Consider the following 10,607-nt stretch of genomic DNA (forward strand, 5'->3'; position numbering starts at 1 on the left):
AGATAACCGGCGGTCCGCAGAGTGGCATCAAACCGGTCAAACAGTCTTTCAATAGCTCCCGCCTGGGCCAGACGCTCACGGAACAGCCAGACCGTTTTGGCATCAGGTACCCGGTCCGACAGTCCCAAACCAAGGAAACGCATGAAGGACAGGCGGTCGTTGATCAAATATTCCGTTCGCTCGTCGGACAGATTGTTCAGCGTCTGGATCACCAGAATCTTGAACATCAACACGGGATCAAACGGCGGTCGTCCACCTTTGCTCCCATCTGAATAGGCCAGAGCCTTCTCCAGATCAGGGCGGAACACCTCAAAATCCACAGTCCGGGAAAATGCCTCAAGCTGATCGCCAAGCCCTCTTAACCGGGCCAGCCGCTCTTCAACATCAAAGAAACCCGGCTGCTTCATCTGCCATCATCCCCAATCAACGCAGGAGAGATGGAATCACAGAGGAACCCTCAAATCCAGAAGGTTTTTCGAACCCTCCAGGTCTATAAACCTGATCACGCCAGACCGAAGAAGCAACCTCGTCGAAACCAACCGAGACCGCATCGTCCGTATAACCCAGAATAGCGGTAACCTGCTGGGTGATCGCATCCGCCAGACGCTGTTTCTGCTGCTCGGATTTACCTGGCCAAAGCTTCACGATGATATGCGGCATTGAGGATTCCTCACCAGGCCTGATTGGCTGGCCCTACTGTAAACTCGTTGATCGTTGTGTCTGCTGGGGCAGAAATCGCAAACGAGACTACGTCGGCAATACGTTCGGGTGGGATAGCATGCTGATCGTACAGCTTTTGCATGGCTGCAGCCGCCCCGGGATCAGAAATGCCGCCGAGCAATTCAGTTTTCACCGCTGCAGGATAAATCGTGGAGGTGCGAATATTGCTACCCTCCATGGCTGACTCCATACGAAGCACCTCCATGAAATCGCGAACGAACCACTTGGTGCCGCCGTAGATCGCGCTGCCAGGGTATGCTTTGAGACCGGCCACTGAGGAAACGGCAATGATCTGACCGTATTTCTGTGCCAGAAAATGAGGCATGGCGGCAGCAACGCCATTCAGAACGCCTTTGATGTTAATGTCGACGGCTGCATTCCATTCGTCCGTCTTCAAGGCGGATACGGGGGCTGTCGGCATCAGACCTGCGTTGAGGAAAATAACATCAAGACGACCGTATTTTTCTTTGGCCATGTTGACCAAAGCCTCATTATCACTCGGCTTCGTTACATCCGTCACGAGGTAGGTCGCTGTGCCGCCCTCGTCTTTGATAGCACTGACAATCTCCTTTAGACGCTCTTCTCTGCGCGCACCCAGGACAACTTTCGCACCCTGCCGTGCCAGAAGCCGCGCCGTCGCTTCGCCAATACCAGAAGATGCACCAGTGATGAGAACAACTTTATCTTTAATCATGATGTGTCACCCGTATAAATATTTGACTTATTGCCCGTATTGGTCGTCAGAGACGTGCTCGAGCCAGTCTACGACTTTCCCATTCTCGACTTCCTGAATCGCGATATGGGTCATGGCCGTCTCTGGAGCGGCGCCATGCCAATGTTTTTCACCTGGTTCGAAGAAAACCACGTCGCCAGGACGGATTTCTTCGACGGGGCCGTCCCATCTCTGTACGCGACCAACGCCTGATGTCACAATAATGGTCTGGCCCAGTGGGTGGGTATGCCAGGCTGTCCGTGCACCCGGTTCAAATGTCACGTTTGCACCCTGAACACGATCGGGAGCGGCGGGGTTGAAAAGCATATCAACCCGGACCGTGCCTGTGAACCAGTCTCCGGGCCCTTTGAAAGACGGCTTGTGACCTACGCGGAAGATTTCCATAAAAATTTCCTGTGTTTCGCTGTGAGGCCGGACGAGGCCTTGTGCCGAACACGATAAGGGATCTTGCTGCACTCGATTAGAGCATATAACGTGCATGAACCTTTGAAATAAGCTCAGCAATGCCACGCGATCATATCAATGAACTGACGGCTTTTCTCGCGGTTGCCAGGGAACGAAGCTTTACGCGAGCCGCTGCCGAGCTCGGTGTCACGCCTTCAGCCTTGAGCCACACGGTGAGAGGACTTGAGGAAAGGCTCGGAGTTCGCCTGCTGTCTAGAACGACCAGAAATGTTGCAACTACCGATGCCGGAGAGCAGCTTCAAAAGCGTGTCGGGCCCCTTCTTGAACAGGTCTCTACCGAACTCGACTCAGTTGCGTCTCTTGGTAGCAAGCCTGCCGGATCAATTCGTATCACATGCACCGATGCGGCCATAGAACTGGTGTTTCGACCTAAACTTCTCGAATTTCTCCAACAATACCCCGACATCAACATCGAATTCAGCATGGATTACGCTTTTGTTGATATCGTTGCAGAACGCTTTGATGCAGGAGTCCGTATCGGGGAAGCCATCGAGAAAGACATGGTCGCGACGCGTGTGGGCCCCGACTGGCGCTTTTGCGTCGTAGGATCACCGGATTATTTTCACCGTCATCTGCCCCCTGCAACGCCTCATGATTTGCGCCGTCATAACTGTATTAATATGCGGATGACGACTGCTGGAGGAAACCTGAAGTGGGAGTTTCGTGAACCGACAGGACGCGAAATCGCATTTCGTGTGGCAGGACAAACAACGTTTAGCAACTCTATGTTGGTCCTCGGTGCTGCTATTGATGGGATTGGGTTGGGCTACGTTCCTTATGATCTGGCAAAGCCCGATATTGAAATGGGACAACTGGTTGAGGTGCTTTCTGAATGGAGCTTAGAGTGTGAAGGCCCCTATCTGTATTATCCCAGCAGGCGATTACACTCACCAGCTTTTGCAGCGTTGGTAGAAGCCATGAGATATCATCTTCCCGTTTCTTAGAAATAATACCGTCATAACTGAGGAACAAATTTTTAAGGGATTTGCGCCATCTTCCATAGTGTGTCGCGTATCCAGCAGTGCGCCTGATCGTCTCCATAGGATCCATGCCAGATCATGTCGATCCTGACATCTGTGAGTGCTACAGGAGGCGGACTGGTCGTAAGATTGAAGATCTTTGCCAGCATTTGCGCAGGGCGGCTGTGCATGGTCGCTATCACGGGAGCCTGCACGAGCAAAGGAGCAACGCTCATAAATCTTGGCGTTGTCAGGGCAATTGAGCGGCTCAATCCCAGGAGCGCCAAGGCCTTATCAACCACACCATGCTCCCCAGGTCGCAAGCTTGTCAGCAGATGTGGGAATTTAAGAAAATCGTCGAGAGAAAGTGGTGTTTTTAATTTTGTGATATTAGAATTGAAGAGAACCAGATATTCATCCCGCATTAAAAGACGGCTTTTATGGTGGGTTTGTGCACCACTGAAGGGTCCTATACCAATCGCGAGATCGATTTTATTTTCATCCAGCGTATTGAGGACGGATTCAGGATCAACGTTATGTAGGCGCAGGCGAATTCCTGGAGCCTTTTCCTGAAGGTACGCTAGAAATCGAGGCATCAGAAGCATTTCGATACTGTCTGGGACTGCAATCCTGAAAAGACGTTCAGCTGTGGCTGGATCAAATGGTGTTTCACGCCCCAACAAAGCCTGAAGACTACTGAGGGCCTCTCGCACGGGTAGGCGGAGAGCTTCTGCGCGCGGGGTGCGTCGCATGCCGCCCGCATGTCGTGTCAACAGTTCGTCTCCAAAAAGAGTTCGAAGACGCCCTAAATTATGGCTCATGGCAGATTGGCCGATCCCCATCAGCTTTCCAGCTTTTGTCACACTTCCCGTTTCCAGAAGAGCATCCAGAGCGATCAGAAGATTCAAATCGAGCCCAGCCAAATTGATATGATCGATACCCACCATTGACCTCATTTGTTTGTTTGATCCTGGCTGTTCTCTTATCTTCTGGCAACGGCTCTGGGGCAGATAAGCCAGTCAATCAAAAAGAGTCAGGGGAGGGGAAGCATGGCGTTTATATCGCCCGATACGAAGGCTGTTTCCGACGCTCTGTCGACAATCGTGACTGAGATTTCTTATGCCTTACACTCTGTACGTATTGAGAACTGTAAAAGGGCAGCACGCATGATCGCATCTGCGCCGCGCCTGTATTTTGCAGGTGCCGGTCGCAGTGGCATTGGGATGGGAATGAACGCAATGAGGTTCATGCATCTCGGACTGAAGGTCCACATGCTGTCTGAATCAACGGCACCGGCCGTAAGTTACGGAGATGTCGTAATTATTCCGTCAGGATCCGGGAGCACGGACAGTATGCTCGCGATCGCTCGTAAAGTGGTCCGTGCGGGAGCAGATGTGATTGCCCTGACCACAGCAGCGGACAGTCCCTTGAGCCAGATCGCGACTGTCTCGATCATCATAGATGCTGCTGGGAAGCAAAGTTCACATAGAGGATCCACGGTTCAGTACGCCGGGTCGCTGTTCGAACAGGCGGCCATTCTGGTTCTGGACAGCCTCTTTCATGCCATCTGGCAGGCCAACCACCTCGAAAAGGACGTGCTTTGGGCCCGTCACGCAAATTGGGAATAATGTCATGAAACTTCAGATTGCTTTGGATCTTCTGCGCACGCGAGATGCTCTCCTTCTGCTGGGAAAGGTTGCGCCATATGTTGATATTATCGAAATTGGTACACCGCTCGTCAAAGCAGAGGGTTTAGCGGTTCTCAGGGCTATCAAGACTGCTTATCCAGAGAAAGAACTCTTCGCAGATTATAAAACAATGGATGCCGGGGAGCTTGAAGCCACCATGGCGTTTGAAGCGGGGGCTGACTCCGTTGGCGTGCTGGCCCTTGCGAACGATGCTACGATCGCAGGTGCCGTTAAAGCCGGACATACGTATCAAAAACGGGTCGTTGCTGATTTGATTGGTGTGCCTCCACAGAACCGTCTCTCCCGGATTTCCGAACTAAAAGATCTGGGGGTTTCTCACGTCGAACTCCATGCGGGATTGGATGAGCAATCTTTACCTGGGTACAGCATTGTTGATCTGCTCAAGACAATTTCCGGAAGCGTGCTTCCATTCGCCGTAGCGGGTGGGATCAATGCTTCTACAATCGTGACAGTTCGGGATGCAGGTGCCGAAGTTGCTATCGTGGGAGGGGGAATCTATGGCGCGGAGGATCCTCAGGACGCAGCCCGAAGACTGCGCAGTGCCATCAAATGAAGCAATAAAATAATTAAGGAGCTGAACATGAAGTCACGGGCTGCTGTTGCTTTTGAAGCAGGGAAACCGCTTGAAATTGTCGAAATTGATGTTGCGCCTCCCCGTAAAGGAGAGGTGCTCATTCGGATAACGAATACTGGCGTCTGTCATACAGATGCGTTCACCCTGTCAGGCAATGATCCGGAGGGGCTTTTCCCAGTTGTGCTGGGGCACGAGGGCGCTGGCATTGTCGTCGAGGTTGGCGAAGGTGTCACAAGTGTTGCCCCAGGAGATCATGTGATCCCGCTTTACACGGCGGAGTGTGGGAAATGCGAGTTTTGTCTGTCTGGGAAAACCAATCTTTGCATTGCTGTTCGTGCCACTCAGGGCAAAGGTGTGATGCCTGACGGAACAACGCGTTTTTCGTATAATGGTCAGCCTCTGTATCATTATATGGGCTGCTCGACGTTTAGCGAATATACGGTTGTTGCAGAAGTTTCGTTGGCTAAGATCAATCCTGAGGCCAATCCCGAACACGTCTGCCTTTTAGGGTGCGGTGTCACGACGGGTATTGGCGCAGTGCATAATACAGCCAATGTTCAGCCGGGGGATTCCGTTGCTATCTTCGGCCTGGGCGGTATTGGTCTTGCTGCGGTTCAAGGGGCACGGCAGGCGAAAGCAGGGCGCATTATTGCCATTGACACCAATCCGGAAAAATTTGCGTTAGCACGCCAGTTTGGTGCTACAGACTGCTTGAACCCCAAAGATTTTGATCGGCCAATTCATGAGGTGCTGATCGAGATGAGTGGCTGGGGCATCGATCATACGTTCGAATGTATTGGCAATGTCCATGTCATGCGCTCAGCCTTGGAAGCCGCGCATCGTGGATGGGGACAATCTATTGTTATTGGTGTCGCTGGAGCAGGGCAGGAAATCTCGACACGTCCCTTCCAACTGGTCACAGGACGTGTCTGGAAAGGCTCTGCTTTCGGTGGTGTCAAAGGTCGCTCCCAGCTCCCTGCCATGGTCGAAGACGCTATGAAGGGAGACATTGAGCTTGCGCCTTTTGTCACCCATACCATGCATCTGGATCAGATTAACAAGGCTTTTGATCTCATGCATGAAGGAAAATCTATTCGGTCGGTTATTCACTTCCATTGAGGGAATAGGTGGACCCGTCTGTCCGGACAATTTTAGGCTTGAATAAGCTGGAGGGTTCGAAAACCCCTCTAGTTTTGAGTTTCTCTGTGTGATTCCAGTTCTCCTACATTGATTGAGGGCGTGGATGATGAAGCAGGCTGGTTTCTTTGAAGTTGAAGAGCGGTTGGCCCGGTTAAGCGGGCTTGGCGATCAGCTCGAAGCATTTTCCCAGACTGTGGATTTTGAGGCCTTCCGCCCTGATCTGGAGAAGGCTCTGGCCTATTCAGACAGGATCAAAGGCGGCCGTCCCCCGTTCGATCCGGTGCTGATGTTCAGGATCCTGGTCATCCAGACGCTGAACAATCTGTCCGACGAGCGAACGGAATATCTGATCAACGACCGCCTGTCCTTCATGCGTTTCCTCGGTCTAGGACTGTCGGACCGGGTGCCCGATTCCAAAACGGTCTGGCTGTTCCGTGAACGCCTGACATAGGCGGGTGCGATCGATGGGCTGTTTAACCGGTTTGAAGCGACCCTGCAGAACGCCGGTTATCTGCCGATGTCAGGCCAGATCCTGGATGCAACATTGGTAGCCGCTCCAAAGCAGCGCAATACGAATGCTGAGAAAGCCGACCTCCGGGCAGGGCGTATTCCTGAAGACTGGCAGGACAAGCCGTCAAAGCTGTCGCACAAGGATCGCCATGCGCGCTGGACACTGAAGTTCACCAAAGCAAAGCGGCAGGATGATGGGACGATCCCGTCAACGGATCTGGCCACTCCATATCCAGCGGTCCAATGCAGGAAAGTCCGTGATCCGATCCCGCGTCGAGCACGTCTTTGCCGATCAGAAATCACAGACAGGGCTGTTCGTCCGAACTTTCGATATTACCCGGGCCACCATGAGGATCGGGCTCGCCAATATCGTCTACAACATGCGCCGCTTCCTCTTCCTGGAGCCGATCAACGCGAGCGCGTAGTCATCCAGCGGGTAACAGCCCCCAATCTGCTCAAAATGCAGACCGGATGCCATCGCAGAATCAGAACCAAGGCACATCAACAAACGGTTCTTCGATCCCTCCATATGGACAACAGCCCAAAGTATTTCGCGAAAGCCAGATCCGCGAGCTTGAACAACGGATTGAAATCGTTATCGCAGAGGCAGAAGAACTCTCCGCCAAAGCACAGCTTCTCCGTTCCATTCCTGGTATCGGCCCGGTATCAGTCGTCATGCTTCTCGCAGAAATGCCAGAGCTCGGCCGCATGACAGCGACAGAAGCCGCTGCCATGACCGGACTTGCGCCAATGGCTCACGATAGTGGTGCAATGTGCGGAAAACGTGTCATTTCAGGGGAAGGAAGATCTCTCCACCACGTGCTGTTCCAGGCAGGATTAACAGCTGCCTGCCATAATCCTGTTCTGAAAGCTGCCGCCGAACGCATGAAACAGCGGGGTAAACCACATAAACTGATGATCGTCGCTATCGCACGGCGTCTCGTCACAATCGCTATCCTCAAAACCGGAGTGCCATAGCGCATTAGCTCCGCCGCTTAGACACAGTTGCGGGTTTATTTATATCCTTGAAATAATTTCGACAAAATTACACGGTTTGTGATTGCTATCTAGCTGATATTTTAAAATATCATCCCACCCATCTTTGACTGCGCCTGGTGATCCGGGAAGCGCAAATAGTAATTTCCCACGGGACACTCCCGCCATGGATCTAGATTGTATTGTAGAGGTCCCTATCTTTTTATAAGACAACATTCGAAACAGCTCTCCAAAACCGGGAATGTATTTATCTAAAACCAGATCGAATGCTTCCGGAGTGACATCTCGTTTGGTTAATCCAGTTCCTCCTGTGGTAATTATAACATCAACATCCTTATTATCGATCATGATATTGAGCGCGTCAGTAATTCGATTGATATCATCTATTTCAATCGACCTAGCCGCAAGAACGTGCCCTGCCTCCATGACTCTGTCGGCCAAGATCTTACCAGAAATGTCGGTTTCTAAATTCCGGCTATCTGAAATAGTCAGAATTGCAATCCGAACGGGTATAGAGTTGTTCAAGTTATTATCTTTCCACTTTTATTCCGGACGCGACTTTAGCTTCCCCGTCTCAAGTTCATCCGCAAGAGCATCAGCGTGATACACTATCCTCAACGCAGCCATGATGGCACTTGTATCCGTGGAAACAGCACGATTGCGCTCGATGTCGTAATAAAGATCGCCCGCCAGGCTATCGAGGTTACCGTCAAAAATCAGGCCAACGACATCGCCTTGACGGTTAATAACAGGGGAGCCTGAATTGCCGCCGACAATGTCATTGGTCGACACATAATCAAGCTTCGTAGAGAGGTTTAGATGTGGCTTCGCATCCAACCAGACTTGCGGCAGACGGAACGGATCACTGCCCGTTGCATGTTTGTACATCCCTGCAAAATCCGTGAAGGGTGCAATGACCTTTGCGCCATCCTGGAAGCCTTTGACTGTGCCGTAAGACAGTCGCGGCGAGAACGTGGCATCCGGATAAAGTGTATCAGCCTTTCCTTCTGCCTGAGCACGCGCAAACTGGGCCCGTGCAATCGTACCCTGGGCTTCGTGCATCGGTGCTTCAATCTGGTCACGGCTGCGATTGCGGATCGTGTCCAGAACCGGCTGTAAGTGACGTGCCAGAACGATCATTGGATCTTTGGATGATTCAATGGCTTTGACGCCACCTTTGTAAAGCGCAAGACGCTCTGCGGGATCCGCCAGTTTCGTGCCCTGTATCAGTTCTACGGCGCGCTCATCCGGGCTTTTTGTTCCCAGAATCAGATGGACCGCTGCATCATCCTCACCCAGTATCTGGCGCATGGTCGTCATACCTAACGCCAAAGTCGTAGTTTCCAATTCAGTATGCACCGGCACTTTCGCCGCGATCTCGGTTTCAAGTGCGGCTAATTCCGCATCATGGTAACCGGCCCGACGCTCTGTATCTGGCTTCTTTCGTTCATGCGCTGCTGACACCAGCATAACAGCATCCCCCAGCAGACCATGGACTGTGCGTGTTATGGCAAAATCATGCTCATAATACTGACGCTGCACAGCAAGAGCGGCTTCTACTTTTTTGTACGGCTCACCATAAGTCTTGCGACGTTCTGCGTCTGCGTCAATCCACGCCTGAAGGGCTTGATCTTCCGTCTTGCGCTTTTCTATTACTCCAGGTTCACGCAAAGCCTTTGCTGTGCCAGACAGGGATTTCAGTGCGTTTTGAACACCGAAAAGCGTATTTTGTGCGTCAATTAAGTGGGCCTTGCTTTCTCTGGAATACTGCCACAGCGCTCCTTCAAGGGTCGAATAAGCAGCAATAATGGTTGGCAGACTGACATCTCGTTGAAATGCCAATGCGCTGGCCGGAAGCGAGCGTTGTGTGCGTCCTGGGTTTCCGGATGTGAAGACCAGATCACCAGCCTTGGGGCCCTTTGGATCGAATTTAAAAAACGGCGTATGAACCGGCTTGCCGTCTTCAAACACCCGCAGCATCGATAGATCAATATCATACCGCGGGAATGTAAAGTTATCGGGATCACCACCAAAGAATGCTATATCCTGATCCGGCGCCATCACGAGACGGACATCCTGATAACGGCGGTAGCGATAAAGCGCCGTCTGTCCACCATGATAGAGTGTCACGACATCGCAACGCCAGTGTGAGGCATCACCCACCGCGCATTCCTTGGTCAGGACACTATTGGCAACCTGCAAAGCCTTGGCATATTCCGCGCCATGTTTTCCTGCGGTCATTTCTGCGACACGACCCGTTACATCTTTCACCTGATCCAGACGATCCAGTTCCATTCCCGGACACTGAGGCTCTTTTGAGACCTCTCGAGCCGAGAAACCATCATGGAAATAATCGTGATTTTTGTCAGACAGATCCGTGAGACACGTATTGGCACAATGATGATTTGTCATCACCAAACCATCACCTGATACGAACGAGGCAGAGCAGCCTTCCGCCAAGCGTGCCGAAGACTGAATGACATGGTTAATCCATTCGACAGAGGGTTCAAACCCATATTGCTGCTTCATCTGACGCACAGGCAAATGATCAAACGTCCACATGCCTTCTTCAGCCTGAGCAGATCCAATAAACGCAGGAATAACCGCAAACAAAATTGATTTTTTTCTCATAAATAAACCCAATTGAAGGACCTTAAAGATACGGAAATATAAATTTTCTTAACGTTTTACATTGTAATAATTCCTGTTCCCTGTTTAACGAATTGTAGTTTGTTAATTCGCGTTGAAAACTTTATTTTTGGTCGCTACCATTACGTTATAACATAACAAATAGCCTTACC

The 10,607-nt window shown here is 51.5% G+C and carries 12 protein-coding genes and 1 pseudogene; 6 read left to right on the plus strand and 7 right to left on the minus strand.

What is annotated here, in order from left to right:
• The 4 genes from GKO01_RS15040 to GKO01_RS15055 all read right to left on the minus strand — a co-directional run.
• Window positions 1-407, minus strand: a 407-nt coding sequence (locus GKO01_RS15040) for a transposase (RefSeq protein ID WP_145994797.1), incomplete at its 3' end; no start/stop codon positions are given.
• A gap of 16 nt (window positions 408-423) precedes the next feature.
• Entirely contained in the window at window positions 424-660 is a 237-nt protein-coding gene (locus GKO01_RS15045; protein WP_233142722.1) for a tautomerase family protein, read from the minus strand.
• A 10-nt stretch (window positions 661-670) separates the two neighbouring features.
• The gene (locus tag GKO01_RS15050) at window positions 671-1,414 is read right to left on the minus strand and encodes an SDR family oxidoreductase (protein WP_086649792.1); all 744 of its coding nucleotides are present in this window, start codon (window positions 1,412-1,414) and stop codon (window positions 671-673) included.
• Between the two features lie 27 nt (window positions 1,415-1,441).
• Window positions 1,442-1,837: a (R)-mandelonitrile lyase gene (locus tag GKO01_RS15055; RefSeq protein ID WP_086649793.1), complete on the minus strand. Its 396-nt coding sequence runs from the start codon at window positions 1,835-1,837 to the stop codon at window positions 1,442-1,444.
• Window positions 1,838-1,956: 119 nt separating this feature from the next.
• Here GKO01_RS15055 and GKO01_RS15060 point away from each other — a divergent pair, with 119 nt between their 5' ends.
• Window positions 1,957-2,862, plus strand: a complete 906-nt coding sequence (locus GKO01_RS15060) for a LysR family transcriptional regulator (protein ID WP_077804047.1) — start codon at window positions 1,957-1,959, stop codon at window positions 2,860-2,862.
• 32 nt (window positions 2,863-2,894) lie between these two features.
• On the opposite strand, the gene GKO01_RS15065 is transcribed toward GKO01_RS15060, so the two are convergent.
• Window positions 2,895-3,824 (minus strand): LysR family transcriptional regulator, encoded by a 930-nt coding sequence (locus GKO01_RS15065; RefSeq protein ID WP_086649806.1) that lies wholly within the window; start codon window positions 3,822-3,824, stop codon window positions 2,895-2,897.
• Window positions 3,825-3,926: 102 nt separating this feature from the next.
• On the opposite strand from GKO01_RS15065, the gene hxlB reads away from it, so the two are divergent.
• The 5 genes and pseudogenes from hxlB (at window position 3,927) to GKO01_RS15090 (ending at window position 7,788) form a co-directional block, all read left to right on the plus strand.
• On the plus strand, window positions 3,927-4,505 hold the full coding sequence (hxlB, locus tag GKO01_RS15070; RefSeq protein ID WP_099287724.1) for a 6-phospho-3-hexuloisomerase: 579 nt from the start codon (window positions 3,927-3,929) through the stop codon (window positions 4,503-4,505).
• 4 nt (window positions 4,506-4,509) lie between these two features.
• Window positions 4,510-5,139 carry a 3-hexulose-6-phosphate synthase gene (gene hxlA, locus GKO01_RS15075; RefSeq protein WP_099287725.1) on the plus strand — a complete coding sequence of 210 codons (630 nt, stop codon included), beginning with the start codon at window positions 4,510-4,512 and terminating at the stop codon, window positions 5,137-5,139.
• Window positions 5,140-5,166: 27 nt separating this feature from the next.
• The gene (locus GKO01_RS15080; RefSeq protein ID WP_099287726.1) at window positions 5,167-6,279 is read left to right on the plus strand and encodes an S-(hydroxymethyl)glutathione dehydrogenase/class III alcohol dehydrogenase; all 1,113 of its coding nucleotides are present in this window, start codon (window positions 5,167-5,169) and stop codon (window positions 6,277-6,279) included.
• A gap of 124 nt (window positions 6,280-6,403) precedes the next feature.
• Window positions 6,404-7,235 (plus strand): annotated as a pseudogene (locus GKO01_RS15085) (transposase).
• 46 nt (window positions 7,236-7,281) lie between these two features.
• Window positions 7,282-7,788: a transposase gene (locus tag GKO01_RS15090; protein WP_235993402.1), complete on the plus strand. Its 507-nt coding sequence runs from the start codon at window positions 7,282-7,284 to the stop codon at window positions 7,786-7,788.
• 39 nt (window positions 7,789-7,827) lie between these two features.
• Here the strand turns inward: GKO01_RS15090 and moaB are convergent, their stop codons facing one another.
• Both moaB and GKO01_RS15100 read right to left on the minus strand, forming a co-directional pair.
• Window positions 7,828-8,331, minus strand: coding sequence for a molybdenum cofactor biosynthesis protein B (gene moaB, locus GKO01_RS15095; RefSeq protein WP_077804051.1), 504 nt, complete (start codon window positions 8,329-8,331; stop codon window positions 7,828-7,830).
• An 18-nt stretch (window positions 8,332-8,349) separates the two neighbouring features.
• A complete protein-coding gene (locus GKO01_RS15100; protein ID WP_099287727.1) occupies window positions 8,350-10,437 on the minus strand; it encodes a S46 family peptidase in 2,088 nt (695 codons plus the stop codon).
• Window positions 10,438-10,607: the final 170 nt, after the last annotated feature.

The organism is Gluconobacter kondonii (assembly GCF_002723995.1).
GTDB classification, from domain to species: domain Bacteria; phylum Pseudomonadota; class Alphaproteobacteria; order Acetobacterales; family Acetobacteraceae; genus Gluconobacter; species Gluconobacter kondonii.

Coding starts and splice junctions, on each gene's coding strand:
- GKO01_RS15045 (WP_233142722.1), bottom strand. CDS start 660: ATGCCGCATATCATCGTGAAGCTTTGGCCAGGTAAATCCGAGCAGCAG.
- GKO01_RS15050 (WP_086649792.1), bottom strand. CDS start 1,414: ATGATTAAAGATAAAGTTGTTCTCATCACTGGTGCATCTTCTGGTATT.
- GKO01_RS15055 (WP_086649793.1), bottom strand. CDS start 1,837: ATGGAAATCTTCCGCGTAGGTCACAAGCCGTCTTTCAAAGGGCCCGGA.
- GKO01_RS15060 (WP_077804047.1), top strand. CDS start 1,957: ATGCCACGCGATCATATCAATGAACTGACGGCTTTTCTCGCGGTTGCC.
- GKO01_RS15065 (WP_086649806.1), bottom strand. CDS start 3,824: ATGGTGGGTATCGATCATATCAATTTGGCTGGGCTCGATTTGAATCTT.
- hxlB (WP_099287724.1), top strand. CDS start 3,927: ATGGCGTTTATATCGCCCGATACGAAGGCTGTTTCCGACGCTCTGTCG.
- hxlA (WP_099287725.1), top strand. CDS start 4,510: ATGAAACTTCAGATTGCTTTGGATCTTCTGCGCACGCGAGATGCTCTC.
- GKO01_RS15080 (WP_099287726.1), top strand. CDS start 5,167: ATGAAGTCACGGGCTGCTGTTGCTTTTGAAGCAGGGAAACCGCTTGAA.
- GKO01_RS15090 (WP_235993402.1), top strand. CDS start 7,282: ATGCCATCGCAGAATCAGAACCAAGGCACATCAACAAACGGTTCTTCG.
- GKO01_RS15100 (WP_099287727.1), bottom strand. CDS start 10,437: ATGAGAAAAAAATCAATTTTGTTTGCGGTTATTCCTGCGTTTATTGGA.